This window comes from Streptomyces sp. NPDC058326 (assembly GCF_042879855.1).
GTDB lineage: Bacteria > Actinomycetota > Actinomycetes > Streptomycetales > Streptomycetaceae > Streptomyces.
Genome location: NZ_JBHVZO010000003.1, coordinates 611,751 through 637,245, shown reverse-complemented (window position 1 = coordinate 637,245; position 25,495 = coordinate 611,751). Strand labels below are relative to the sequence as shown.

Here is a 25,495-nt window from a genome sequence, read left to right as displayed (position 1 = left end):
CCACCCCGAAGGGCTTCATCGTTCGACTTGCATGTGTTAAGCACGCCGCCAGCGTTCGTCCTGAGCCAGGATCAAACTCTCCGTGAATGTTTACCCGTAATCGGGTGACACTCGCGTTGAGCGGGACAGTCAGGCCGGAATAAGGCCGACTGTCCACAGCGTCCTCGCTGTGTATGTTGCCTACCCGCCACAAGGGCCGGCAGGACTTTCAAAGGAACCTCGCCATCCGAAGATGGACGGGGTATCAACTAATCTGGCGTTGATTTTTGGCACGCTGTTGAGTTCTCAAGGAACGGACGCTTCCTTTGTACTCACCCTCTCGGGCTTTCCTCCGGGCTTCCCTTCGGTCTTGCGTTTCCGACTCTATCAGATCCTTTCGGCGTCTGATTCCCAGTCAGCGGGATTTGTCTTTCCGGCTGTTGGGCCGTTCCGACGAGTGAGACTTTAGCGGATTCCCTGCCCCCGACGCTAATCGGGCTGCTGCGCTCGGGTTCGAACGCGGATTCCTCATTTCGCAAAAACGCACGGAAAGCAGAACGGCACGACAAAGCGCCGTCGGCTTCTGTGGGTCTTGCGGAATGGCTGTCCGGGGCCGACCGGGGTCGGTGCTCACGTCGGACAACTCGGAGAACCTTACGGATCGGTCAATCCCGTGTCAACCCCGGTCCTGGGGCGTACGCTCTGCGTATGACTACGCGTGCGCACACCACCCAGTGGTGGGCCGCCTGACGGCGGCCCGCACTCGCGCATGCACCACGCGGCCGCCGCTTCGGCGGCCGTTCGCGTATCCCCCTCCGGGAGGCGGCCGCCGGGTCGGCGCCCAGGAGAAGAGGGAGAACGAAACGCGATGACGAGGATCTTCAGCGGGGTCAAGCCGACCGGGCACCTGACGCTGGGCAACTACCTCGGGGCCGTCCGGGGGTGGGTCGAGGTCGATCAGCATCGGGCGGAGGCGCTGTTCAGCGTCGTGGACCTGCACGCACTGACCGTGGAGCACGACCCTGCGCGAGTGCGGCGGCTCAGCCGGCAGGCGGCGACGCTGCTCCTCGCGGCGGGACTCGATCCGGAACTGTGCACGCTGTTCGTGCAGAGCCATGTCGACGAGCACGCGCGGCTGTCGTACCTCCTGGAGTGCACGGCCACGGACGGCGAGCTGCGGCGGATGATCCAGTACAAGGAGAAGAGCGTCCAGGCGCAGGCGGCGGGGCAGGGGGTGCGGCTGTCGTTGCTGACGTATCCGGTGCTGATGGCGGCGGACATCCTGGCCTACGGGGCCGACGAGGTGCCGGTGGGGGAGGACCAGACGCAGCACGTCGAGCTGACCCGGGATCTGGCGGTGCGGTTCAACCAGCGGTACGGGCACACGTTCACGGTGCCGCGGGCGACGCGGCCGGAGGTGGCGGCGCGGGTCATGGACCTTCAGGACCCCACGTCGAAGATGGGGAAGTCGCACGCCAACGGGGCCGGGATCGTCTATCTGCTCGACGACGCGGAGACCGTGCGACGGAAGATCATGCGGGCTGTGACCGACAGCGGGCGGGACGTGGAGTACGACCGGGACGTCAAGCCGGGGGTCGCAAATCTGCTCGATCTGATGGCGGCCTCGACGGGTGGGAACCCGGAGGCGCTGGCCGGTGTATATGAATCGTACGGAGCGTTGAAGAAGGACACGGCGGATGCGGTGGTCGAGCTGCTGAGGCCCTTGCGGGTGCGGCATGCCGAGCTCGCGGCGGACCCCGCCTATGTGGATCAGGTGCTGAGGGACGGGGCCGAGCGGGCCCGGGGGGTGGCTCGGCCTCTGGTGGACCGGGCCTATCGGGCGATCGGGCTGTTGCCTGCCGGGTGACGGAAGGCGTTGCGGTAGTCGCGCGGGCTGGTGGCGAGGTGCGAGGCGAAGTGCTGGCGCATCGTGACCTCGCTGCCGAAGCCGGCGCGGCGGGCCACCTCGGGGAGGGGGTGGTCGGTGAGTTCGAGGAGTTTCTGCGCGGCGGCGACGCGCTGGCCGATGAGCCAGTGCAGGGGGGTGGTTCCGGTGGTGGCCTGGAAGTGGCGGGCGAAGGAGCGGGGGGACATCCCGGCTCGGGCGGCGAGGGTGGCGACGGTGTGCGGCTCGTCGAGATGGGCGAGGGCGTGGGCGCGGACGTCCGCCAGGGCGTCGGCATCGCGGTCGACGCGGGGGGTGGGGTGCTCGATGAACTGGGCCTGGGTGCCCGTGCGGAAGGGGGCGGTGACCATCGAGCGGGCGATGGAGGCGGCGGCCTCGGCGCCGTGGGCGGTGCGGACGAGGTGGAGGCAGAGGTCGATGCCGGCGGCTGTGCCGGCGGAGGTCCAGACGCCGGTGTCCTCGACGAAGAGGGCGTCGGGTTCGACCTGGGTCTCCGGGTGGCGGGCGGCCAGGGTCCTGGCCAGGTGCCAGTGGGTGACGGCGCGGCGGCCGTCGAGGAGTCCGGCGCGGGCGAGCACGAAGGCGCCGGCGCAGAGCGAGGCGACCGGGATGCCGGCGGTGTGTGTGCGGCGGAGAGCTTCGAGGACGGCGGCCGGGAGGTCGGCGTCGGGGTCTTCGATGCCGGGGACGAGGACCAGGTCGGTGGGGGTGAGGTCGTCGAGCCAGGTGAGCGGGCGGTCCGGGGTGAGGGTGAGCCCGGCGCGCAGGGGGATGGGGGTGTGCGGGTCGGCGGCGACTCTGCGGAGTTCGAAGGGTGGGACGCCTCGGAGGCTGCGGTCGCTTCCCCAGACCTCGGTGATGACGGAGATGTCGAAGGCGCGGATGCCAGGAAAGGAGAGGAGTGCGATGCGCTGGGGGCGGGGTGCGGGGACGGACGACACGTATGGCAGTAAACCATCGGTCGCTGTCATTCGTTCCACTGGAAGAGGGGGTGGGCCAGGGGAAGGATCGTGGCTATGGAGATCGCACAGAACGCAGCGCTGGTTGTCATCGACGTGCAGAAGGGCTTCGAGGAGGAGTTCTGGGGGAAGCGGAACAACCCGGACGCTGAGGAGAACATCGCGGGTCTGATCGACCTGTGGCAGGAGACGGGGCGGCCTGTCGTCTTCGTGCGGCACGACTCCCCTGAGGGTTCGCGCTCGCCGTTGCGGACGGGGTACGTGGGGAACGCCTTCAAGGACTTCGTCGAGGAGCGGCGGGGGAAGGGCAGCGGTCCGGAGCTGCTCGTGACGAAGACCGTGAACTCGGCCTTCTACGGGGAGCCGTCGCTGGACACGTGGCTGTCCGGGCAGGGCATCGAGCAGATCGTGATCGTCGGGATCCAGACGAACATGTGCAACGAGACGACGGCACGGATGGGCGGGAACCTCGGGTACGAGGTGGTGTTCCCGCTGGACGCGATGCACACCTTCGACCTGGAGGGGCCGTTCGGGTGGTCGCGGAGCGCCGATGAGCTGGCGCAGGCGACGGCTGTGTCCCTGCACGGGGGAGGGTTCGCGAAGGTCGTGTCGACGGAGGAGGTCGCGGAAGGGGCGTCCGCCGGGGTCCGGTGACCCCGGCGGGGGCGGCGTCGGGGTCAGCCGTTGCCGGAGGCGAGTTCGCGGCTGCGGTCGCGGGCGGCTTCGAGGGCGGCGATGAGGGCGGCGCGGACGCCGTGGTTCTCCAGCTCGCGGATGGCGCTGATGGTGGTGCCGGCCGGGGAGGTGACGGCCTCGCGGAGCTTGACCGGGTGCTCGCCGCTGTCGCGGAGCATCACGGCGGCGCCGATGGCGGCCTGGACGATGAGGTCGTGGGCCTGGGCGCGGGGCAGGCCGAGGAGGATGCCGGCGTCGGTCATGGCCTCGACCAGGAAGTAGAAGTAGGCGGGGCCTGAGCCGGAGAGGGCGGTGGCCGCGTCCTGCTGGGACTCGGGGACTCGGAGGGTCTTGCCGACGCCGCCGAAGATCTCCTCGGTGTGGGCGAGGTGTTCGGGGGTGGCGTGGCTGCCGGCCGAGATGACGGACATCCCCTCGTCGACGAGGACGGGGGTGTTGGGCATGACACGGACGACGGGGGTGCCGTTGGTGAGGCGCTCCTCGATGAAGGAGGTGGGGATGCCGGCGGCGGCGCTGATGACCAGGCGGTCGGCGGCGACGTGCGGAGCGAGCTCGTCGAGGAGGCGGCCCATGTCCTGGGGCTTGACGGCCAGGATGAGGGTGTCGGCGCGCTTGGCGGCCTCGGCGTTGGTGACGGTCTCGACGCCGTAGCGAGCGTGCAGTTCCTCGGCGCGTTCGGCGCGGCGGGCGGTGACCAGGAGGTTCGCGGGGCGCCAGCCGGCGCGGATCATGCCGCTGAGGAGCGCTTCACCGATCTTGCCGGTGCCGAGGACTGCGACGGTCTGGGTCATGGCTCTGTTCACCTCGCCGGAGGGGGTACGTGTCGTCATCCTCGCACCGGTGGGCCGGGAGGTGTGCGGGTGTCCGAGGGGCGGTCACGCGGTGCGACGGCGGAGGGTGGCCGCGCCGAGGGCGAGGACGAGGAGGGCGCAGCCGGCGACGACGAGGGCGTCACGGACGAAGTCTCCGGTGATGTCGGGGTGGCGGAGGACCTGGTTCATGCCGTCGACGGCGTACGACATCGGCAGGACGTCGGAGATCGCTTCGAGGGCGGGGGCCATTCGGTCGCGTGGGGTGAAGAGTCCGCAGAGCAGCAGTTGGGGGAAGATCACGGCCGGCATGAACTGGACGGCTTGGAACTCGGAGGCGGCGAAGGCGGAGACGAAGAGGCCCAGGGCGGTGCCGAGGAGGGCGTCGAGGAGGGCGACGAGCAGCAGGAGCCAGGGGGAGCCGATGACGTCGAGGCCGAGGAACCAGACGGCGAGGCCGGTGGCCAGGGTGGACTGGACGACGGCGAGGAGGCCGAAGGCGAGGGCGTAGCCGGCGATGAGGTCGGCCTTGCCGAGGGGCATGGCGAGGAGGCGTTCGAGGGTGCCGGAGGTGCGTTCGCGGAGGGTGGCGATGGAGGTCACCAGGAACATCGTGATGAGCGGGAAGATGCCGAGCAGGGATGCGCCGATGGTGTCGAAGGTGCCCGGGCTTCCGTCGAAGACGTATCGGAGCAGGAAGAGCATGGCGCAGGGCACGAGGAGCATCAGGGCGATCGAGCGCGGGTCGTGTCGCAGCTGACGCAGGACGCGGGCGGCGGTGGCGAGGGTGCGGGCGCTGCTCATGACCGGGGCTCCTCTTGGGCGGTTCGGGCGGCTGCGGCGTCGACCAGGTGGAGGAAGGCCTCTTCGACGGTGGCGGTGTCGTTGCGGTGGCGGAGGGCTTCGGGGGTGTCGTCGGCGAGGATCTCGCCCTCGCGCATGAGGAGGAGCCGGTGGCAACGTTCGGCTTCGTCCATGACGTGCGAGGAGATGAGGAGGGTCGTGCCTCGGTCGGCGGCGATCTGGTGGAAGAGGTTCCACAGGTCGCGGCGGAGGACGGGGTCGAGCCCGACCGTGGGTTCGTCGAGGACGAGGAGCTCGGGGGTGCCGAGGAGGGCGACGGCCAGGGAGACGCGGCTGCGCTGGCCGCCGGAGAGCCGGCCGGCGAGGGAGTCGGCGTGGGGGGCGAGGTCGACGTCGGTGAGGGCCCGATCGACGGCCGTGCGGCGCTCGTGGCGGTGGGCGCGGCCGGGGAGCAGTACGGCGGCGAAGTAGTCGAGGTTCTGGCGGACGGTGAGGTCGTCGTAGACGGAGGGGGCCTGGGTGACGTAACCGATGCGGGAGCGGAGGGCGGGGTCGCCGGCGGGGCGGCCGAGGACCTGGAGGGTGCCGTCGACCTTGGCCTGGGTGCCGACGATCGCGCGCATGAGGGTGGATTTGCCGCAGCCGGAGGGGCCGAGGAGTCCGGTGATCCGGCCGGCCGGGACGGTGAAGTCGAGGCCGCGGAGGACGGTGCGGTCGCCGCGGACGGTGGTGAGGCCGTGGGCGGTGATGGCCGGTTCGTGGGTGGCGGCGACCGGGCCGGCGGTCGGTGAGGTGGCCGTGGCCTTGTCGGCGGTGTGGAAGGCGGCCTTGTCTGCGGCCTGGGAGGCGGCCCTGTCCGTGGCCTTGTCGGCGGCCTCGTCCGCCGGGTAATTCATCATGTGATGAATAGTGCGCCTGGGGGTACCGGGCGTCAAGGATCTGGCGCCCTTGACGGTCGGTCCTCGGTCGGTGGTGGGCTGTGCGCGCCGGGGCGGGGCCGGGGGCGGTGGTGGCGGGAGCTGTGCGTGGGCGGCGGGCAGCGGATGCCCTGCCCGTGCGTGCCGGGGGCTACCTGCGCTTCGGCTTCTTGCGGGCGGCCGGGTTGCCGGTGCGGGTGCCGCGGCGCTTCTCGTACTGCTCGCGGGCCTTCTCGTACTCCGTGCGGCGCAGTTTCTCGCCGGGTGCCTCGACGAGGCAGCGGGCGCTGTAGGCGAGGAGCGAGCCGATGAAGCCGATCGCCTTGAGGCTGCGCAGGGAGTCCTCGCGGGCCGCGTCGACGGGCCGGCGGAGGAAGCCCTCCCAGGTCTTGCGGAAGGCGATGGCGCTGCAGATCGCGAACATGACGACGACGAGCATGTTGACGATGCCTCCGACGTCCGCGATCCGCAGGCCTTCGTAGGCGAAGCGCAGCACGAAGCAGGCCGCGACCGCGGCGGCGAGCGAGCCGACGGCCAGGCCTGCGCGGCGCAGCCGGTAGTGGCCGCCGTGGTCGACCCAGGTCGTCCCGAAGAAGCGGATCTCCTCGGGTCGTGGACCGGCGGGGGTGCCGCCGGTCGGGCTGGGGGTCTGCTCGTCGTCGCTCACGGGGTCGATTATCCCCGGGGCGACGGAGGAGGACCTCAGGCGCAGCGCGGCGCGACGAAGCCGTCGCTGCCCGTGCGCACGTACGCGTCGGAGATGTACTCGCCCGGCGCTATGTTGTCCCAGATCCGCGTCGTGCCATAGGGGCCGCTGATCCACTCGCCGTTCTTCTGGCAGGAGATCGCCACCGTGGCGCCCAGGGGCAGGACCCGGACGATCGGGTACTGGGTGCTCGGGCCCGAGCGCACGTTGACCTGGTAGCCCGGTGCGACCGCGTAACGCGTCGCGGCCAGTGTCGTGACCGCGTCCCCCGCGGTCTTCTTCTCGTCCGTACCCATGGTGTTCTCCCCCTTGGCGCAAAAGCGCTCCGCCGAGTCTTACTCTCCGCGACGCGCAGGCTAGCAAGCCCCACCGACATCGGGGACCCCATGGACTAGGCTCCGTCGGGTCGCGCACGGGCGCGTGAGGTGACGGGGAATCACACGGGGGTGGGCGATGCCGCCGTTGCGCGGTACCGGTGCCGGCCGGGAAGCGGAGGGGCCCGAGTACGCGGGCGGCTACCGTCTCCAGGCATGTCTGGGCGCCGGCGGCATGGGCGTCGTGCACCTCGCGGCCTCGGCGTCGGGGCTGCGGCTCGCGGTCAAGGTCGTGCACGCACGGTATGCGGAGGACCCCGAGTTCCGGGCGCGTTTCCGCCAGGAGGTCGCCGCCGCCCGCAGGGTCAGCGGAGCCTTCACCGCGCCGGTCGTCGACGCCGACCCCGATGCCGTACGCCCCTGGATGGCCACCCTCTACGTCCCCGGGCCCACGCTCGCCGACCAGGTGAGGCGGAACGGTCCGCTGGCCCCGGCCGAACTGCGCCGGCTCACCGCCGGGCTGGCGGAGGCGCTGCGCGACATCCACCGCGCCGGTGTCGTCCACCGCGATCTGAAGCCCAGCAACGTCCTGCTCACCGACACCGGCCCCAAGGTCATCGACTTCGGCATCTCGCGGCCGGTCGACAGCGATCTGCGCACGGAGACGGGCAAGCTCATCGGCTCGCCGCCGTTCATGGCGCCGGAGCAGTTCCAGCGGCCGAGGGAGGTCGGGCCCGCGGCGGACGTGTTCGCGCTCGGATCCGTCCTGGTGCACGCGGCGACCGGGCACGGGCCCTTCGACTCCGACAGCCCGTACATCGTGGCGTACCAGGTCGTCCACGACGAGCCGGATCTGACGGGTGTGCCGGAGGAGCTGGCGCCGCTCGTCGCGCGCTGCCTCGCCAAGGAACCCGCCGAGCGGCCGACGCCGGCCGAGATCATGGCGGCGCTGCTGCCGCCCTCGTACGCGGCGGAGGCGTTCATACCGGCTCAGCGGCGGCGGCCCGCCCTGCCGGGCGGCGAGGGCGGCGAGGGCGCCAGGGCCGGAGAGACAGGCCCCTCCCCCGCGTGGGACGCCGACACGCCGGTACGCGCCCCCGCGGTTCCCCCGCGCCGCCGGGTCCCCCGGGTCCGGCCGCGGCTGACGATCGCCGTCGCCGCCGCGGTCGTGCTGACGGGGGCGGGCCTCTACGCGGCTCTCAGCCCCTCGGAACCCGGCGGTCCGAAGACCCCCACCCGCCCGGCGGAGGTGGCCACCGTCTTCGCCGGCTGGCAGACCACCCTCCAGAAGCACGGGCCCACGGCCGCGCCCGCGTGCACCCATGGCGGAGGCGCGCTGTACTGCTCGGCCAGGAGCGCGGACCTCGCCCGGCTCGATCCGGTGACGGGACGGGTCCTCTGGTCCCGGTCCGCCCCCGTCAGGGCGGAGTCCCCGGCCGCGCCCTTCCTCCTCGCGGACGGCCTGGTCGGCGCCGCCACCCCGACGGGCCCTCTGCGGGCCTACGCGGCCGCGGACGGCACGCCGGGCTGGAGCTCCGGGACGGAGCTCCCCGAGCTGTACCGGCAGGCCGGGACCGCCGTCGTGCTCTCCGACGGCCGGGGCGGGATCCGGGCCGTCGACAGCCGCAGCGGCAAGGAGCTCTGGCGGCACGGCCTCGCCGGCTTCGTGATCCCGCGGCCGGGACCGTACGACGCTCCGTCCGGGCTCCTCACCGTGTCCGAGACCTCGCCCGACGGGACGAGCACACGGGTCGGCGCCGTCCGGCCCCGTACCGGCGAGGTGGACTGGCGGCACGACCTGGACGGCAACCTCGACCCGCTGGGCCGTACCGGCGACGGAGCGCTGGTCCTCGCCTCGTTCCACCAGGCCTCACTGGTCGACGCCCTCGTCCTGCTCGATCCGGACGACGGCACCGTGCGGCGGCTCCCCCTCCCCCACCGGATCGACGTCCGGGGCGTCGCCGTGCGCGGCACGGTCGTCCATGTGCTCGACGAGAGCGGGCACCTCACCGCCTTCGACACGGCGGCGCCGAAGGGACGGGTGCTGTGGGAGCTCGAGACGGGCGCCGGCAACGTGTCCGTGCCCGTCGTCGGCCCGGGTGACCGGCTCTACTTCTCCGTCCAGGACGGGCGGCTGCTCGCCGTCGACACCGTACGGGGCGCCCTGATCGGCCAGACCCGGCCGCGGCTGCTCAACGGCCGGCTCGAATACGCGCCCCTCGTGCCCCCGCCGCTCGTGGTGGGGGACCGGGTGTTCGGGACGGCCCCGGACGGCTCCGTCTTCGCGGTGGACGCGCGCGATCCCGCGTCCTGGTGAGCCACGCGGGCGCGTAGCCCGTGATCGTCGCCGGGAAACACCGCGGCGGCGGGGAACGGGCATCGTGCCGCTCCCCGCCGCCGCGGGTCGTCGTCTCCGGGGCCGGTCAGTCAGCCGGGTGGCCGCCGGAATCGGTCAGCCGGTCGTCGCCGGTCAGCCCAGCCTCGTCACGTCGCGGACCGCGCCCTTGTCGGCGCTCGTCGCCATCGCCGCGTACGCGCGCAGGGCCGCCGACACCTTGCGCTGCCGGTTCTTCGGCGCGTACACGCCGTTCAGCGCCTCCCGGCGGGCGGCGAGGGTGGCCTCGTCGACGAGCAGCTCGATCGAACGGTTCGGGATGTCGATACGGATGCGGTCGCCGTCCTCGACGAGGGCGATCGTGCCGCCCGAGGCCGCCTCCGGCGAGGCGTGGCCGATGGACAGGCCCGACGTACCGCCCGAGAAGCGTCCGTCCGTGACCAGCGCGCAGGTCTTGCCCAGACCACGGCCCTTGAGGAAGGAGGTCGGGTAGAGCATCTCCTGCATGCCGGGGCCGCCGCGCGGGCCCTCGTAGCGGATGACGACCACGTCGCCGTCCTTGACCTGCTTGTTCAGGATCTTCTCGACGGCCTCGTCCTGGGACTCGCAGACCACGGCCGGGCCCTCGAAGGTCCAGATCGACTCGTCGACACCGGCCGTCTTCACCACGCAGCCGTCGACGGCGAGGTTGCCGTGCAGGACCGCGAGGCCGCCGTCCTTCGAGTACGCGTGGGCCGCGTCGCGGATGCAGCCGCCGGCCGCGTCCACGTCGAGCGCCTCCCAGCGCTCGGACTGGGAGAACGCGGTCGCCGAGCGGACGCAGCCGGGGGCCGCGTGGAACAGCTCGACGGCCTTGTCCGACGGGGAGCCGCCGCGGACGTCCCAGGCGTCCAGCCACTCCTTGATGGAACGGGAGTGGACGGAGTGGACGTCCTCGTCGAGGAGACCGGCGCGGTAGAGCTCACCGAGGAGAGCCGGGATGCCGCCCGCCCGGTGCACGTCCTCCATGTAGTACGTACGGTCCTTGGCGACGTTCGGGGCGACCTTGGCCAGGCAGGGGACCCGGCGCGAGACCTCGTCCATGTCGGGCAGGCCGTAGTCGAGCTCGGCCTCCTGGGCGGCGGCGAGCAGGTGCAGGATCGTGTTGGTCGAGCCGCCCATGGCGATGTCGAGGGCCATGGCGTTCTCGAAGGCCCCGCGGGTCGCGATCGAGCGCGGCAGGACGGAGGCGTCGTCCTCGTCGTAGTAGCGACGGGTGATGTCGACGACCGTGCGCGCGGCGTCCTCGTACAGCCCCTTGCGGGCGGTGTGGGTGGCGAGCAGCGAGCCGTTGCCCGGGAGGGAGAGGCCGATCGCCTCGGTCAGGCAGTTCATCGAGTTGGCGGTGAACATGCCGGAACAGGACCCGCAGGTCGGGCAGGCGTTCTCCTCGATCCGGAGGATGTCCTCGTCCGAGATCTTGGGGTTCACGGCGTCGGACATGGCGTCGACCAGGTCGAGCGTGCGGACCGTGCCGTCGACGAGGGTCGCGCGCCCGGCCTCCATCGGACCGCCGGAGACGAAGACCGTCGGGATGTTGAGGCGCAGGGCGGCCATCAGCATGCCGGGGGTGATCTTGTCGCAGTTGGAGATGCAGATCAGGGCGTCGGCGCAGTGCGCCTCGACCATGTACTCCACGCTGTCCGCGATCAGGTCGCGGGAGGGGAGCGAGTACAGCATGCCGCCGTGGCCCATCGCGATGCCGTCGTCGACGGCGATGGTGTTGAACTCGCGGGGGATGGCTCCGGCGGCCGTGATGGCCTCGGAGACGATCCGGCCGACGGGCTGGAGGTGGGTGTGGCCGGGGACGAACTCCGTGAAGGAGTTGGCCACCGCGATGATCGGCTTCCGGCCGATGTCCGCGCCGGGTACACCGGAGGCGCGCATAAGGGCGCGTGCGCCCGCCATGTTGCGACCGTGGGTGACAGTGCGGGACCTCAGCTCGGGCATCGTCGCTCGCTCCTCAGTGATGGGTGTGCTTGCTTTCGAGCGTACGCCGAGGGCTCAAGATCTGGACAGTGCGTCCGTATGCCGGACAGGGTGTTCAGCTTTCGGTCAGGGTCCGGTCGTCGGGCGAGGCTCCGTGGGCCTCAGACCTCGGTCGGGCTGCGCCGGCCGTCAGACCTCCGTCAGGCGGTGCCGGCCCGTCAGGCCTCGGTCAGGTAGCGCTGGAGGGTCGGGGCCACCATCGCCACGATCTTCTCCGGGTCCGCCGAGGCCATCGGCTCGACCTGGATCACGTACCGCAGGATCGCGATCCCGATCATGTGGGAGGCCGCGAGCTCCGCGCGGAACTTCGGGTCCGGTACGTCGAGCTCGTCCGCGATCCGCTCAAGGAGCCGCCGCAGCACGAAGGTCCGCAGCACCTTGGCCGCGGCCTCGTGGGTCAGCGCGGAGCGGACGATCGCGAGGAGCGGGGCGCGGCTGACGGGGTTCTCCCAGACGCCGATGAAGAACCGCGCGAGGCGTTCCCCGATGGTCTCGCGGGGGCCGCCGACGATCGCCGGGACGACGGTCGCCGGCTCGAAGGAGACCTCGATCGCGGCGGCGAAGACCTCGTCCTTCGTACCGAAGTAGTGGTGCACGAGTGCCGGGTCGACGCCGGCCGCCTTGGCGATGCCGCGTACCGAGGCCTTGTCGTAGCCGCGCTCGGCGAACTGGGCGCGAGCCGCGTCCAGGATGCGTTCACGTGCGCCCGGTCCGCTCTCCTCCCCGGTACGGGAGGGGCGGCCGCGCCGGCGCGGGGCCGGTTCGGTCACGGTCGCGGGACCCGGGAGGGGCGGGCGGACGCCGACGCGAGATGGAGCCGGGTGAAGGCCAGGGCCTCCGCGAGATCGGCCTCGCGTTCGGCGGCTGACATCGCGCGGCGGGTGTTGACCTCGATGACGACGTGACCGTCGAAGCCGTTGACGGCGAGGCGCTCCAGGAGCTCGGCACAGGGCTGGGTGCCGCGCCCGGGAACCAGGTGCTCGTCCTTGGCTGAGCCCTTGCCGTCGGCGAGGTGGACGTGGCCGAGCCGGTCGCCCATGCGGTCGATCATCGCGAGGGCGTCGGTGCGGGCGGTCGCGGTGTGCGAGAGGTCGACGGTGAAGTGCCGGTAGTCGTCCTTGGTGACGTCCCACTCGGGGGCGTACGCGAGCATCTCGCGGTCCTTGTACCGCCAGGGGTACATGTTCTCGACGGCGAACCGTACGTCGGTCTCGTCCGCCATCCGCCAGATGCCGGTGACGAAGTCCTTGGCGTACTGGCGCTGCCAGCGGAACGGGGGGTGGACGACGACCGTCGACGCGCCGAGCCGTTCGGCCGCCGCCTGCGCGCGCTGGAGCTTGACCCACGGGTCGGTGGACCAGACGCGCTGGGTGATGAGGAGGCAGGGAGCGTGCACGGCCAGGATCGGCACCTGGTGGTAGTCGGAGAGCCTGCGCAGCGCCTCGATGTCCTGGCTGACCGGGTCGGTCCACACCATGACCTCGACACCGTCGTAGCCGAGGCGCGCGGCGATCTCGAAGGCCGTCGCCGTCGACTCCGGATAGACCGAGGCCGTCGACAGGGCGACCTTCGCATCCGGGATGCGCACCACTGGTTCTGCCACGGAGACAGGGTACGGGGCGGGCCGGGGGGCCGGGGGTGGTTCCGGTCACGCCGGGGCCGGGGGCGGGGCTGGGTCGGGGGTGGGGTGGGGGGCCGTCGGAGTCCCGGCCGAGGGCGGGGCGGGGGGCGGGGTCAGAGTCCGGGGTCCGGGTTCGGGGCGGGGCGGGGGCGGGGCCAGGCGGCGGGTCCGGGGTCCGGGTCGGGGGCGGGTCCGGGGTCCGCCAGGCCGAGGGGCCGGGCGGGAGGCGCGGGCGGGCGTCGGTCCGGGGCCGGGGGCCGGTCAGCGCTCCGGGAGGTGGTCGAGGCGGCGCAGGATGACGCCCTCGCGGAGGGCCCAGGGGCAGATCTCCAGCTCCTCCACGCCGAGCAGATCCATCGCGCCCTCCGCGACGAGCGCGCCCGCGAGGAGCTGGCCGGCGCGGCCCTCCGAGACGCCCGGCAGGGCCGCGCGCTCGGGGATGGTCATCCCCGCGAGGCGCGGGACCCACTCCTCCAGGGACTTGCGGGTCAGGATCCGCTGGACGTAGAGGCCCTCGCCCGAGCCGGGGGCGCCGGCGATCCTGGCCAGCTGCTTGAAGGTCTTGGAGGTGGCCACGACGTGGTCGGGGCGCCCCGAGCGGCTGAAAACCCCGACCGTACGGGCGATCTGCGCGCGCACGTGGCGGCGGAGGGCCTTCACGTCGTCGAGGTCGGCCGGGTCGCCCCGCAGCCAGCCGGCGGTCAGTCGGCCCGCGCCCAGCGGCAGGGAGACGGCCGTGTCGGGGTCCTCGTCGATGCCGTACGCGACTTCGAGGGAGCCTCCCCCGATGTCGAGGAGAAGCAGCTTGCCCGCGGACCAGCCGAACCAGCGGCGGGCCGCGAGGAAGGTGAGCCGGGCCTCCTCCTCGCCGGTGAGGACCTGGAGCTCGACCCCGGTCTCGTCCTTCACGCGCGCGAGGACGGCATCGGCGTTGCTGGCCTCGCGGACCGCGGAGGTCGCGAACGGCAGCACCTCCTCGCAGCCCTTGTCCTCGGCGGCCAGGAGCGCGTCCCGGACGGTCGCGGTGAGCCGCGCGACGCCGTGGGGCGCGATGGCGCCCCGCTCGTCGAGGAGTTCGGCGAGCCGGAGCTCCGCCTTGTGGGAATGGGCGGGCAGCGGCCGGGCGCCGGGGTGTGCGTCCACCACCAGGAAGTGCGCTGTGTTCGAACCGACGTCGAGGACTCCGAGTCTCATGGGCGGAACGGTACTGCGCGCACCCGCATACGCTTGGTGTTGTGCCAAAGACGAAGAAGGCGAAGCCGGGCAAGAACAGCGGCAGCGACACGGGTGTGCCGACTGTGATGGACGTGACGGCTGTGACGGACGCGAAGGCCGGCAGGACCACCGGGGCCGCCGCGGCGGGCGGCGCTGCGAAGAGCGGCAGGAAGCGGGGCGGGAAGGCCGAGCCGGACGAGAAGGGTCTCGACTTCGCGCGCGCGTGGGTCGAGTTTCCCGACCCGGCCGACGAGGAGCAGGTCTTCCGCTGCGACCTCACCTGGCTGACCTCGCGCTGGACGTGCGTCTTCGGCAGTGGCTGCCAGGGCATCCAGGCGGGCCGGGCCGACGACGGCTGCTGCACGCTGGGCGCGCACTTCTCCGACGAGGACGACGAGAAGCGGGTCGCATCGCATGTGGCACGCCTCACTCCGGAGCTCTGGCAGTTCCACGACGTCGGTACGGAGACGGGCTGGGTGCAGCTCGACGAGGACGGCGACCGGCAGACCCGCCGCTGGGAGGGGTCCTGCATCTTCCAGAACCGCCCCGGGTTCGCGGGCGGCGCGGGCTGCTCGCTGCACATCCTGGCCCTCAGGGAGGGCAAGGAGCCGCTGGAGACGAAGCCGGACGTCTGCTGGCAGCTGCCGGTGCGGCGCACGTACGACTGGATCGAGCGGCCCGACGACACGAAGGTCCTGCAGGTGTCGATCGGTGAGTACGACCGCCGGGGCTGGGGCCCGGGCGGCCATGACCTGCACTGGTGGTGCACCTCCGCCACGTCGGCGCACGGGGCCGGGGAGCCGGTCTACGTCACGTACCGGCCCGAGCTCACCGAGATGATGGGCAAGGAGGCGTACGAGGTCCTGGCCGGGCTGTGCGAGGCGCGGCTCTCCTCGCAGCTGCCGCTGGTGGCCCCGCACCCGGCCGACCCGAAGCCCTAGCCACTCGGGGAGGGGGCGGGCAGAGAACGGAGGGGCGGTTCCGGGATCGCCTCGGCCCCGGATCCGCCTCCCCTCGCGTCAGGATACGTATCCCTCGGCCCAGGATCCGTATCCCCTCGATCCAGGGTCCGTACTTCATCGGCCCAGGCCCAGGATCCGTACGTCATCGGCTCAGGATCCGTACGTCATCGGCTCAGGATCCGTACGTCATCGGCTCAGGACGTGGACGGCGACGGCGATTCCTCCGTCGTCGGCGGCGGTGTCGTCGGCTCCGTCGTGCCCGGGTCCGTCGTGGTCGGCGGCGGTTCCTCCGTCGTCGGCGGCGGGGTGGTCGGCTCCGTGGTCGGAGACGTCGTCGGCGGAGTGGTCGCCGGGGGTGTCGTCGGTTCCTCCGTCGTCGGCGGCGTCGTCGGCTCCGTGGTCGGAGAGCTCGTCGGCGGTGTCGTCGGCTCCGTCGTCGTCGGCGGCGGGGTGACCGGGTCGACCGGCGGCGGGGCGCTGACCCCGCGCCCGTCGATCCTGACCACCGCGCCCGAGGGGTTCACCCCGATCCTGGCGCTCCAGGCACCCCGGGGTTCGCGGTCGTGGTCGACGCGGACGGCGATCGTGACCGTCTCGCCGGGGCGCAGCGTGCCGGAGGCGCGGCTCACATACAGCCAGGGCGCGTCCGTCCAGAGCGACCACTCGACGGGGGAACCCCCGGACGCGGTGAGGGTGAGCAGGGTCAGGTCGCCGTGACCGCGCGCGCCGACCGTGATCCAGCCGGGGGCGGTCTCGCCCGGCCCCGAGGCTTCCGTGGGGCTGGTGGGGCCGCCGGGGCTGAGGACCTCGACGGAGACGTCGGGGGCGCGGCTGCCCCGGGTGAAGCGGGGCTCGGGGGTCGTCCGGGCGTTGCCCGCGTTCTCGTACCGGCCGCTGTCGGCGCTCGCCGGTTCGTCCGCCTCGCGCGCGCTGATCCTGGATCCGTCCCGTGCGGTCGCCTCGGCGGCCGGGGTGCCCCGGTAGGAGGTCCAGAGCGCGAGGACGGGCGCGGCGACGACGGCCGCGACGACGGTGGTCGTCACCGCGCGGGCCCGCATCCGGTCGCGGCGGGCCGCGTGGTCCTTGGGGTCCAGGGGGAAGCCGGTCGGCGCGAAGCGCGGGGCTCCGGCACGCGCGCGCGGGACATGGAGCATCGCCATGTACGCGGCTGCCCGGGGTGCCTCGACGAGCGGGAGCCCGGCCGTCGGGAGGGCCCCGGCCCCCGGCCAGGGGCCGGCGGCGCCGACGCGCTCGGCGGCCCGCCGGCAGCGGGGGCAGTCGTCGACGTGCCGGACGAGCTCGGCCCGCAGGGCGGCCGACAGAAGCACCTGGTGGTCGCCGGTGAGCCGGGCGACGGTGGGGCAGCTGCCGGTGCCGACGACGGCGAGGGCTGCCCTGGTGCGCTCGACCTCGCAGCCGGCGGTGGCGAGGAGTTCGCGGGCGGCGAGCGGGTCGAGGGAGAGCACGGCGGCGACCTGGCGGTGGCTGAGCCCGTGCCGTACGGCGAGCTCCAGGGCCTCGCGCTGTTCGGGCGTGGTGCCGGCCGCCTCGGGCCAGGCGAGCAGCGCGAGTTCGGCGCGGCGCCGCTCGGCGGTCGCCTCGGGGACCCGGGGCGGCTCGGGCGCGATGACGGCGGGGCGACCGGTGTGGGCGCCCTGGCGCTTGCGGCGCTGCTCGCCGAGGCTGCGCAGACAGGCCCAGCGGGCGAGGGCGTACAACCAGGCCGTGCGGCCGTCCTCGTCGGAGGGGCAGCGGCCGTGGTGGCGCTCGGCGACGGCGAGGACGTCGCCGAGGACGGCGGTGGCCGTGTCGTGGTCGCAGAGCACGGAGAGGCAGTACGTGAAGAGTCCGTCGAGGGCGGCCTCGTAGTGGGCGGGGGCCCGTCGGCCGAGCGTGCGCGGTCTCTCGCCCGCGGCACGGTGCGCCGCGCGTGCGCCGGTGGTGCGTCCGGGAGATTCCAGCCTGCTGCTCGTCACTCGGTGACCGTAGGCAGCGAGGGGGGCACTTTTCGTACCGGTCGCGCACTTCTCATCCGTACGGGTGAAGGTATCGCTCGAAAGGGGACAGGAGCGCGGCATTCCGGGACGGCGGGGCGACCCGGGGCCCGTTGTCGGTGGGGGCCACTACGGTGGCGACATGGCTGCCCGTACGAAATCGACCAAGGACCGGCCGTCCTACCGCTGCACCGAGTGCGGCTGGCAGACGGCCAAGTGGCTCGGCCGCTGCCCCGAATGCCAGGCCTGGGGGACGGTCGAGGAGTACGGCGCGCCCGCCGTCCGCACGACCGCGGCGGGCCGGGTCTCCACCGCCGCCGTCCCCATCGGACAGGTCGACGGCCGGCAGGCCACGGCCCGCTCCACCGGCGTCGACGAGCTGGACCGGGTCCTCGGCGGCGGTCTGGTGCCCGGCGCCGTCGTGCTGCTCGCGGGCGAGCCGGGCGTCGGCAAGTCGACGCTGCTGCTCGACGTGGCGGCGAAGGCGGCGAGCGACGAGCACCGCACGCTCTACGTCACGGGCGAGGAGTCCGCGAGTCAGGTCCGGCTGCGCGCCGACCGGATCAACGCGCTCAGCGACCACCTGTACCTGGCGGCAGAGACCGACCTGTCGGCGGTCCTCGGGCATCTGGACGCCGTGAAGCCCTCCCTGCTGATCATGGACTCGGTGCAGACCGTCGCCTCCCCCGAGATCGACGGCGCGCCCGGCGGCATGGCCCAGGTCCGCGAGGTCGCCGGTGCCCTCATCCGGGCCTCCAAGGAGCGGGGCATGTCCACGCTCCTCGTCGGTCACGTCACCAAGGACGGGGCCATCGCGGGCCCCCGGCTCCTGGAGCACCTGGTCGACGTCGTCCTGAGCTTCGAGGGCGACCGGCACGCGCGGCTGCGCCTCGTCCGGGGCGTCAAGAACCGGTACGGGGCGACCGACGAGGTCGGCTGCTTCGAGCTGCACGACGAGGGCATCACGGGTCTGGCCGACCCCTCGGGGCTCTTCCTGACCCGGCGTGACGTGGCCGTGCCGGGCACCTGTCTGACGGTCACCCTGGAGGGCCGCCGGCCGCTCGTCGCCGAGGTCCAGTCGCTGACCGTGGACTCCCAGATCCCCTCGCCGCGCCGGACCGTCTCCGGTCTCGAGACCTCCCGGGTCTCGATGATGCTGGCGGTCCTGGAGCAGCGCGGCCGGATCAGCGCCCTGGGCAAGCGGGACATCTACAGCGCGACCGTGGGCGGTGTGAAGCTCACCGAGCCCGCCGCCGACCTGGCGATCGCGCTCGCGCTCGCCTCCGCGGCGAGCGACACCCCGCTGCCGAAGAACCTGGTGGCGATCGGCGAGGTCGGGCTCGCGGGCGAGGTCCGGAGGGTCACGGGCGTCCAGCGCCGACTGGCCGAGGCGCACCGTCTTGGCTTCACGCACGCGCTGGTCCCCTCGGACCCGGGCCGGGTGCCGGCGGGCATGAAGGTGACGGAGGTCGCGGACATGGGCGACGCGCTGCGGGTGCTGCCGCGCAGCAGGCGCGCGAAGGCCCCGGAGGCGGCGGAGGGGTAGGGCGGCGGCGCCACACAGACCGCGCCGCTTCCCCGTCCGAAAGCGACACCGACACGCAAGGGACACCCCGGCCGACGGCGGACAGGTTCGCTCCGTACGCTTCGCAAAGATGCGGAGGGTTAGCTCCGTGTCAGGGCGGGGACCCCTTTCGGACCACCCGGGATCGGTCGGGGGCGGAGGGCGGCGGGGTGGTGTCGCTAGACTTTGCCCTGGTCTCGCCCATCCGTACGAGCCGGAGGAGTGCAGTGGCAGCCAAGGACGGGGCAGCAGCTCCTGGAAAGTCCGGCGCGGGCTCCGGCAACGAAGCACTGATGCGTGCCGCCCTGAGCGCGGTCGCGCCCGGCACCGCGCTGCGCGACGGCCTGGAGCGGATCCTCCGCGGCAACACCGGTGGGCTCATCGTGCTCGGCCTGGACAAGACGGTCGACTCGATGTGCACCGGCGGTTTCGTGCTGGACGTCGAGTTCGCCGCCACGCGCCTGCGTGAGCTGTGCAAGCTCGACGGCGCGCTCGTCCTCGACAAGGACATCACCAAGATCCACCGCGCGGGTGTGCAGCTGGTCCCGGACGCCTCCATCCCCACCGAGGAGACCGGCACCCGGCACCGTACGGCGGACCGGGTCTCCAAGCAGTGCAACTACCCGGTCGTCTCCGTCTCCCAGTCGATGCGTCTGATCGCGCTGTACGTGAACGGGGAGCGCCGGGTCCTGGAGGAGTCGGCCGCGATCCTGTCCCGTGCGAACCAGGCCCTCGCGACCCTGGAGCGGTACAAGCTGCGGCTCGACGAGGTGGCCGGCACGCTCTCCGCCCTGGAGATCGAGGACCTGGTCACGGTCCGGGACGTCACCGCGGTCGCCCAGCGGCTTGAGATGGTCCGCCGGATCGCCACCGAGATCGCCGAGTACGTGGTCGAGCTCGGCACCGACGGACGCCTCCTCTCGCTCCAGCTCGACGAGCTGATCGCGGGCGTGGAGCCGGAGCGCGAGCTGGTGATCCGGGACTACGTTCCCGAACCCACCGCCAAGCGCGCGCGTACGGTCGCCGAGGCGCTCACGGAGCTGGACGCGCTCACCCACACCGAGCTGCTCGAACTGCCGGTCGTGGCGCGGGCGCTGGGGTACAGCGGCTCGCCCGAGACTCTCGACTCGGCCGTCTCGCCGCGCGGCTACCGGCTCCTCGCGAAGGTGCCGAGACTGCCGGGCGCGATCATCGAGCGGCTCGTGGAGCACTTCGGCGGGCTGCAGAAGCTGCTCGCGGCGAGCGTGGACGACCTCCAGACCGTCGACGGCGTCGGCGAGGCCCGCGCCCGCAGCGTGCGCGAGGGCCTGTCGCGGCTCGCGGAGTCCTCGATCCTGGAGCGGTACGTCTGACCGCCGTACGCCCCGATCCCCGGGCCGGACGTGCGGCCGTCAGTCCTTGGCGAGGGTGAACGAGGCGGGGAGCACCTTGGCGCCCGGCATCGTCGCCTCCACGAGGTAGGTGCCGGGGCCGGCCTGGCCCTTCGGAGGGGTGGCGCACAGCGGTGCGCTCTGTCCGCGGTCCCACTCCACGGTGTGGGTGACGGTGGCCCCCGCGGGGACGCGCAGGAGGACCGGGGTGCCGGGGCGGGGGCAGTCGGCCGAGGACCAGATCTCGTCGTCCTGGGCGTCGCTGATCGTCAGCACCGCGCTGCGGGGTCCGAAGTCGGCCTTGCAGGCGGTGTCCGAGGTGTTCTTCGCGACGAGGTGGAAGCGGGGCTTTTCGCCCGCCTCGTAGCTGACCTTCACGCTGCGGAGCGTCAACTGGAGTGCTCCCGCCGGGCAGTTGGGGAGCGGAGAGTCGGCCGGAACCTGCTGCCCCGCGCCGGTGCCCGCGCCTCCGTCGCCGCCGGCGCCGTCGGTGTCGCCGTTCTTGCCGCTGTCGCCGGTGCCGGCGGCCGTACCCGCGTCCGCGCCGGCGTCGGTGCCCGAGCCCGGGTCCGTACCGGCGCCGCCCGAACCGCCGTTGCCGCCGGTGGTGTCGCCCGAGTCGCCCGAGTCGTCCGACTCGTCGCGTCCGCCGGGCTGTTGGCTGATCGCCGGTCCCGTGCCGGAGGGTCCGGGAGTGATCGAGGGCGGGGTGGGAGACGAGCCGTTGGCCGCGTCGTTCGGCTTCTTTCCGCCCCCGTCACCGGAGGTGACGGCCCATACGGCGAGGAGCGCGAGAAGCGCCACCAGGCACGCCGCCACCGCCCTCCGTCGCCAGTAGATGGTGGAGGGAAGCGGCCCGACCGGATTGCGCAAAGATCCCACGACCGAACCTTACGAGAGATCGGGCCCAACTCCCGCCCCACCCGCCGCCCGAGAACTCAAGTTTTGCCGATGATCACATCCGTCGGTTCCGGGAACTTTTCCCGCGAACGGCGCCCGGTCCGCTCGTCACCTCACCCGAAACCGGGGGGAAACGGACGGGATGGCGAGACCCCCACTTTCGTCGGGGGGCGTTCTGGCCGTTGGCCCGGGGCGGCGGACTCCGGATTCCGGTTAGCGTCGTCCACCATGAACACGCTCCTCGACCTGTCCGACCGGCTGTATCTCGACGTCGCCGACTTCGCCCACTCCACCCCCCACTGGTTCCAGTGGCTCGCCGAGGTCTGGACCGAGGCCGGACTGCTCCTGTTCGGCGTGCTGTTCCTGGCCGGCTGGTGGCGCTCCCGCGACGGTTCGAACCGACTGATGGCACTCGCGCTGCTCGCCCCGCTCGCCACCGCCCTCGGATACGTGGTGAGCGAGGGGCTGAAGTCACTGGTCGACGAGGACCGTCCGTGCCGCGCCGTCGTCGGGGCGCCCGCCTCGCTCGTCACCTGCCCGCCGTACGGCGACTGGTCCTTCCCCAGCAACCACTCGGCCATCGCGGGCGCCGCCGCCATCGCGCTCGCGCTGTCCTGGCGCGGGCTCGTCTGGCTGACGGTGCCGATGGCCCTGCTCATGGCCTTCTCCCGGGTCTTCGTCGGCGTGCACTACCCGCACGACGTGACCATCGGTCTGCTCCTCGGCGGTCTGGTGGCCTTCCTCGTCATGCGGGCGGCGGTCCGGCCGATGGGGTCCCTGGTGGAGACTGCCCGGTCGAGCCGGAGCTCTGCCGTGGTCTGGTGTGCGGGGCGCGGGCCCCGGACGCACGCTTCTCCGCGCGCCGAGGAGCCCCCGCGCGCACGCCACGGAGCGTACTGACCACAGACCGCGTGTCCCCGGGCGCCCGCGCCGGCTCGGGCGGGTCTCACCCCGGCGCGTGCGCCACGGCACGTGCCGATGCCCTCCCGGCGCCCGTGCCACGGCGCGTACGGATCACCTCGTGGACGTGCCAGGATCGGGGGTGCCATGACTTCCATCGACGCTCCCGACGCTCCCCTCCCGTCCGACGCTCCTCTCCCGTCCGAATCCCGGCCCACACCCGACGCCCGGCTCGTACCTGAGGGACCGCTCAAGCCGGAGGGCCCGATCGATCCCGAAGGCCTCCTCGTGCCCGAGGGGCCCGGCGCCCCCGCCGTCCCGGCGGTCCCCGCCGAGCTGCACGGGCCCGTCCTCGCCTGGTTCGACCGGCACGCCCGTGACCTGCCCTGGCGCCGCACCGAGGCCGGCGCCTGGGGCGTCATGGTCAGCGAGTTCATGCTCCAGCAGACCCCGGTCGTCCGGGTCCTGCCGGTGTACGAGCAGTGGCTCGCGCGCTGGCCGCGCCCGGCCGACCTGGCCGCCGACGCTCCCGGCGAGGCGGTCCGCGCCTGGGGGCGGCTCGGCTATCCGCGCCGTGCGCTGCGGCTGCACGCGGCGGCCGTGGCCATAACGGAACGGCACGGCGGCGACGTACCGAGCGATCACGCGCAGCTGCTCGCGCTGCCCGGCATCGGCGAGTACACGGCCGCCGCGGTGGCCTCCTTCGCGTACGGACAGCGGCACGCCGTCCTGGACACCAATGTGCGCCGGGTCTTCGCCCGCGCGGCGACCGGCGTCCAGTACCCGCCGAACGCGACCACGGCCGCCGAGCGGCGGCTCGCCCGTGCCCTGCTGCCCGAGGACAAGGCGACCGCGTCCCGCTGGGCCGCCGCCTCCATGGAGCTGGGCGCGCTGGTCTGCACGGCGAAGAACGAGGACTGCGGGCGCTGCCCCATCTCAGGGCGGTGCGCCTGGCGGCTCTCCGGGAAGCCGGCCCACGCCGGCCCGGCGCGCCGCGGCCAGACGTACGCGGGGACCGACCGGCAGGTCAGGGGCCGCCTCCTCGCGGTGCTGCGCGAGTCGACGGATCCGGTGGCCCAGGCGGCCCTGGACGCGGTCTGGGACGAGCCGGTGCAGCGGGCCAGGGCGCTGGACGGCCTGGTCGCGGACGGTCTCGTCGAGCCGCTGGACGACGGGTACTACCGGCTTCCGGTGTCCTGAGCCCCGTCCCACCGTCCCACCGTCTCCGCGTCGAAACCTTCTCCCGGCCGCTGTTACACAACCGATGGGTAGCCGTGCGTCCACCGACGGCTGTCCCGCACAGCCCCGTGACAACCGCTCCGTAGCGTCGTCCACGACACGAGGAACAAAGCTGGTCACGGGGTTGCGGAGGCGGTTCGGATGAGGCATGGCGAGGTGCTCGACTTCGAGGAGTACGTACGCACGCGGCAGGAGGCGCTGCTACGCAGCGCCCGGCGTCTCGTCGCCGACCCCGTCGACGCCCAGGACCTCCTCCAGACGGCCCTCGCCCGTACCTTCGGGCGCTGGGACGGCATCGCCGACAAGTCCCTCGCCGACGCCTATCTGCGCCGGGTCATGATCAACACGCGGACCGAATGGTGGCGGTCCCGCAAGCTCGAAGAGGTGCCCACCGAGCAGCTGCCCGACGCCTGCGGCGACGACCCCACCGAGCAGCACGCCGACCGGGCGCTGCTCATGGACGTCCTGAAGGTCCTCGCGCCGAAGCAGCGCAGCGTCGTCGTCCTGCGCCACTGGGAACAGATGAGCACCGAGGAGACGGCGGCGGCGCTCGGGATGTCGACGGGTACGGTGAAGTCGACGCTCCACCGCGCGCTCGCCCGGCTCCGCCAGGAGCTGGAGAGCCGTGACCTCGACGCCCGTGCCCTGGGCCGGACCGGGGAGCGGACGACCGTACGAGGCGACGAACGGGAGCGGGAGCGGTGCGCGGCCTAGACGGCGAAGCCGACGGCAGCAGACACGACGGCGGCGGACACCACGTCGGCGGCGGACACGACGACCGTGGCGGCGGTGACGGCCCCGGCGGCGACCGGTTCGGGACCGGGCGCGCCGGCGCGCCGGGGCCCCGAAGCCGGCGTCGTACCGTCAAGGCGGCGAGCATCACGGCGGCGGCCGGGCTCGTCGCCGTCGGGCTGTCCATGGCCGCCTGCTCCACCGGCGGCACCGGCTCCCGTGACGAGGGGGCGGCGGCCACCCGCGACGCGGCGGCGCCCACCCCCTCTCCCTCCGCCGACGGCGGACTGCGGTCCGCCGAGCGGGTGGATCCGATCGCGCTGCTCAAGGCCGATCCGAAGATCGGCGAACGGCTGAAGGCCGATCTGAAGCCGTGTGTCGCCGACGCCTACCCGGTGGACGCCTCCTACGGCAATCTCACGGACGCGCCCGCGCCCGATGTCGTCGTCAACGTGATGACCTGCGGCGATGCCGTCGGTATCGGCACGTACGTCTACCGGAAGCAGAGCGACCGGTACGAGAACGTCTTCATGGCGGAGGACGCGGCGGTCTACGCCACGATCGACCGCGGCGAGCTCGTCGTCACCAAGCAGGTCTACGCGAAGGGTGACCCGGTCGCGTACCCCTCCGGCGAGGACGTGCTCACCTACCGCTGGTCGGGGAACAGGTTCACCCAGCACGACTGGGTGCACAACGACTACAGCCGGGCCGTCGGCGACGGCGGCATCGAGGAGCCCGCACCGAGCGAGCCCCCGGCCAACTGAGCCGTACACCGTTCTCCGTCCCGAGCCGTACACCCACCGACCGCAGAAGCAGCGCACGCACCCCGAAGGGCACCGCACGATGGCCGAGACCCATGTCCTGTTCGTCGAGGACGACGACGTCATCCGTGAGGCCACCCAGCTCGCCCTGGAACGGGACGGCTTCCGTGTCACGGCCATGCCCGACGGACTGTCCGGCCTGGACGCCTTCCGGGCGCGGCGGCCGGACATCGCCCTGCTCGACGTGATGCTGCCGGGCATGGACGGGGTCAGCCTCTGCCGCCGCATCCGTGACGAGTCGACGGTGCCGGTGATCATGCTGTCGGCGCGCGCCGACTCGATCGACGTCGTCCTCGGCCTGGAGGCGGGCGCCGACGACTACGTCACCAAGCCCTTCGACGGCTCCGTGCTCATGGCCCGTATCCGCGCCGTACTGCGCCGTTTCGGCCACGCGGGCGCGTCCGGCGCCGGTGAGCAGGGGGAGGAGGGGCCGGGCGGCGGGATCCTCGTCTTCGGTGACCTGGAGGTCGACACCGACGGCATGGAGGTCCGCAAGGACGGGGCGCCGGTCGCGCTGACGCCGACCGAGATGCGGCTGCTCCTGGAGTTCTCCTCGGCACCGGGCACGGTGCTCTCCCGGGACAAGCTCCTGGAGCGGGTCTGGGACTACGGCTGGGGCGGCGACACCCGGGTCGTGGACGTCCATGTGCAGCGGCTGCGCGCCAAGATCGGCCAGGACAGGATCGAGACGGTCCGTGGCTTCGGCTACAAGCTCAAGAGCTAG

The 25,495-nt window shown here is 72.7% G+C and carries 23 protein-coding genes and 1 rRNA gene; 11 read left to right on the top strand and 13 right to left on the bottom strand.

The annotated features are described in order from the left end of the window. Positions 1–87 (bottom strand): 16S ribosomal RNA (locus ACFVYX_RS08595); the annotation flags it as partial. Between the two features lie 760 nt (positions 88–847). On the opposite strand from ACFVYX_RS08595, the gene trpS reads away from it, so the two are divergent. Continuing rightward, positions 848–1,846 (top strand): tryptophan--tRNA ligase, encoded by a 999-nt coding sequence (gene trpS / locus ACFVYX_RS08590; protein WP_389680583.1) that lies wholly within the window; start codon positions 848–850, stop codon positions 1,844–1,846. On the opposite strand, the gene ACFVYX_RS08585 is transcribed toward trpS, so the two are convergent. Beyond that, a complete protein-coding gene (locus ACFVYX_RS08585) occupies positions 1,813–2,856 on the bottom strand; it encodes a GlxA family transcriptional regulator (RefSeq protein WP_389680582.1) in 1,044 nt (347 codons plus the stop codon). The two genes, trpS and ACFVYX_RS08585, sit on opposite strands and share 34 nt — an antisense overlap. A 45-nt stretch (positions 2,857–2,901) precedes the next feature. Between ACFVYX_RS08585 and ACFVYX_RS08580 the strand changes: the two genes are divergently transcribed. Then, the gene (locus ACFVYX_RS08580; RefSeq protein ID WP_389680581.1) at positions 2,902–3,498 is read left to right on the top strand and encodes a cysteine hydrolase family protein; all 597 of its coding nucleotides are present in this window, start codon (positions 2,902–2,904) and stop codon (positions 3,496–3,498) included. A gap of 23 nt (positions 3,499–3,521) precedes the next feature. Here ACFVYX_RS08580 and proC read toward each other — a convergent pair whose 3' ends face one another. The 5 genes from proC to ACFVYX_RS08555 form a co-directional block, all read right to left on the bottom strand. Further along, complete coding sequence (proC, locus tag ACFVYX_RS08575) at positions 3,522–4,331, bottom strand: pyrroline-5-carboxylate reductase (protein WP_389680580.1); 810 nt, start codon at positions 4,329–4,331, stop codon at positions 3,522–3,524. An 84-nt stretch (positions 4,332–4,415) separates the two neighbouring features. Continuing rightward, positions 4,416–5,153 (bottom strand): ABC transporter permease, encoded by a 738-nt coding sequence (locus tag ACFVYX_RS08570; protein WP_389680579.1) that lies wholly within the window; start codon positions 5,151–5,153, stop codon positions 4,416–4,418. After that, positions 5,150–6,052 carry an ABC transporter ATP-binding protein gene (locus tag ACFVYX_RS08565; RefSeq protein WP_389680578.1) on the bottom strand — a complete coding sequence of 301 codons (903 nt, stop codon included), beginning with the start codon at positions 6,050–6,052 and terminating at the stop codon, positions 5,150–5,152. Before ACFVYX_RS08565 ends, ACFVYX_RS08570 begins: the two co-directional genes overlap by 4 nt. 169 nt (positions 6,053–6,221) lie before the next feature. Next, positions 6,222–6,737: a hypothetical protein gene (locus tag ACFVYX_RS08560; RefSeq protein ID WP_389680577.1), complete on the bottom strand. Its 516-nt coding sequence runs from the start codon at positions 6,735–6,737 to the stop codon at positions 6,222–6,224. A gap of 35 nt (positions 6,738–6,772) precedes the next feature. After that, on the bottom strand, positions 6,773–7,072 hold the full coding sequence (locus tag ACFVYX_RS08555; protein ID WP_389680576.1) for an SH3 domain-containing protein: 300 nt from the start codon (positions 7,070–7,072) through the stop codon (positions 6,773–6,775). A gap of 157 nt (positions 7,073–7,229) precedes the next feature. Here ACFVYX_RS08555 and ACFVYX_RS08550 point away from each other — a divergent pair, with 157 nt between their 5' ends. Further along, positions 7,230–9,407 carry a PQQ-binding-like beta-propeller repeat protein gene (locus ACFVYX_RS08550; RefSeq protein WP_389680575.1) on the top strand — a complete coding sequence of 726 codons (2,178 nt, stop codon included), beginning with the start codon at positions 7,230–7,232 and terminating at the stop codon, positions 9,405–9,407. 153 nt (positions 9,408–9,560) lie between these two features. On the opposite strand, the gene ilvD is transcribed toward ACFVYX_RS08550, so the two are convergent. From ilvD to ACFVYX_RS08530, 4 genes are all read right to left on the bottom strand, one after another. Then, positions 9,561–11,414 carry a dihydroxy-acid dehydratase gene (ilvD, locus tag ACFVYX_RS08545; protein ID WP_389680574.1) on the bottom strand — a complete coding sequence of 618 codons (1,854 nt, stop codon included), beginning with the start codon at positions 11,412–11,414 and terminating at the stop codon, positions 9,561–9,563. A gap of 197 nt (positions 11,415–11,611) precedes the next feature. Then, positions 11,612–12,223 (bottom strand): TetR family transcriptional regulator, encoded by a 612-nt coding sequence (locus ACFVYX_RS08540; RefSeq protein ID WP_389680573.1) that lies wholly within the window; start codon positions 12,221–12,223, stop codon positions 11,612–11,614. Then, positions 12,220–13,056, bottom strand: coding sequence for a sugar phosphate isomerase/epimerase family protein (locus ACFVYX_RS08535; RefSeq protein ID WP_389680572.1), 837 nt, complete (start codon positions 13,054–13,056; stop codon positions 12,220–12,222). The genes ACFVYX_RS08540 and ACFVYX_RS08535 overlap by 4 nt, the downstream gene beginning before the upstream one ends. A 279-nt stretch (positions 13,057–13,335) precedes the next feature. Beyond that, positions 13,336–14,268 carry a Ppx/GppA family phosphatase gene (locus ACFVYX_RS08530; RefSeq protein WP_389680571.1) on the bottom strand — a complete coding sequence of 311 codons (933 nt, stop codon included), beginning with the start codon at positions 14,266–14,268 and terminating at the stop codon, positions 13,336–13,338. Between the two features lie 41 nt (positions 14,269–14,309). Here ACFVYX_RS08530 and ACFVYX_RS08525 point away from each other — a divergent pair, with 41 nt between their 5' ends. Then, on the top strand, positions 14,310–15,230 hold the full coding sequence (locus tag ACFVYX_RS08525) for a hypothetical protein (RefSeq protein ID WP_389680570.1): 921 nt from the start codon (positions 14,310–14,312) through the stop codon (positions 15,228–15,230). Positions 15,231–15,445: 215 nt separating this feature from the next. Here the strand turns inward: ACFVYX_RS08525 and ACFVYX_RS08520 are convergent, their stop codons facing one another. Further along, a complete protein-coding gene (locus ACFVYX_RS08520) occupies positions 15,446–17,227 on the bottom strand; it encodes a hypothetical protein (RefSeq protein ID WP_389680569.1) in 1,782 nt (593 codons plus the stop codon). Between the two features lie 160 nt (positions 17,228–17,387). Here ACFVYX_RS08520 and radA point away from each other — a divergent pair, with 160 nt between their 5' ends. Together radA and disA are read left to right on the top strand one after the other, a co-directional pair. Then, on the top strand, positions 17,388–18,791 hold the full coding sequence (gene radA / locus ACFVYX_RS08515) for a DNA repair protein RadA (RefSeq protein ID WP_389680568.1): 1,404 nt from the start codon (positions 17,388–17,390) through the stop codon (positions 18,789–18,791). Between the two features lie 245 nt (positions 18,792–19,036). Next, the gene (disA, locus tag ACFVYX_RS08510; RefSeq protein WP_384108255.1) at positions 19,037–20,161 is read left to right on the top strand and encodes a DNA integrity scanning diadenylate cyclase DisA; all 1,125 of its coding nucleotides are present in this window, start codon (positions 19,037–19,039) and stop codon (positions 20,159–20,161) included. A gap of 39 nt (positions 20,162–20,200) precedes the next feature. Here disA and ACFVYX_RS08505 read toward each other — a convergent pair whose 3' ends face one another. Then, complete coding sequence (locus ACFVYX_RS08505; RefSeq protein ID WP_389680567.1) at positions 20,201–21,061, bottom strand: hypothetical protein; 861 nt, start codon at positions 21,059–21,061, stop codon at positions 20,201–20,203. 246 nt (positions 21,062–21,307) lie between these two features. Here ACFVYX_RS08505 and ACFVYX_RS08500 point away from each other — a divergent pair, with 246 nt between their 5' ends. From ACFVYX_RS08500 to cseB, 5 genes are all read left to right on the top strand, one after another. Beyond that, a complete protein-coding gene (locus ACFVYX_RS08500) occupies positions 21,308–21,979 on the top strand; it encodes a phosphatase PAP2 family protein (protein WP_389680566.1) in 672 nt (223 codons plus the stop codon). 147 nt (positions 21,980–22,126) lie between these two features. Next, positions 22,127–23,179: an A/G-specific adenine glycosylase gene (locus ACFVYX_RS08495; protein ID WP_389680565.1), complete on the top strand. Its 1,053-nt coding sequence runs from the start codon at positions 22,127–22,129 to the stop codon at positions 23,177–23,179. Between the two features lie 180 nt (positions 23,180–23,359). Further along, positions 23,360–23,932, top strand: a complete 573-nt coding sequence (locus ACFVYX_RS08490) for a SigE family RNA polymerase sigma factor (RefSeq protein ID WP_384108264.1) — start codon at positions 23,360–23,362, stop codon at positions 23,930–23,932. After that, positions 23,920–24,714, top strand: coding sequence for a hypothetical protein (locus ACFVYX_RS08485; RefSeq protein WP_389680564.1), 795 nt, complete (start codon positions 23,920–23,922; stop codon positions 24,712–24,714). The genes ACFVYX_RS08490 and ACFVYX_RS08485 overlap by 13 nt, the downstream gene beginning before the upstream one ends. Before the next feature lie 79 nt (positions 24,715–24,793). Next, positions 24,794–25,495 (top strand): two-component system response regulator CseB, encoded by a 702-nt coding sequence (cseB, locus tag ACFVYX_RS08480; RefSeq protein ID WP_389680563.1) that lies wholly within the window; start codon positions 24,794–24,796, stop codon positions 25,493–25,495.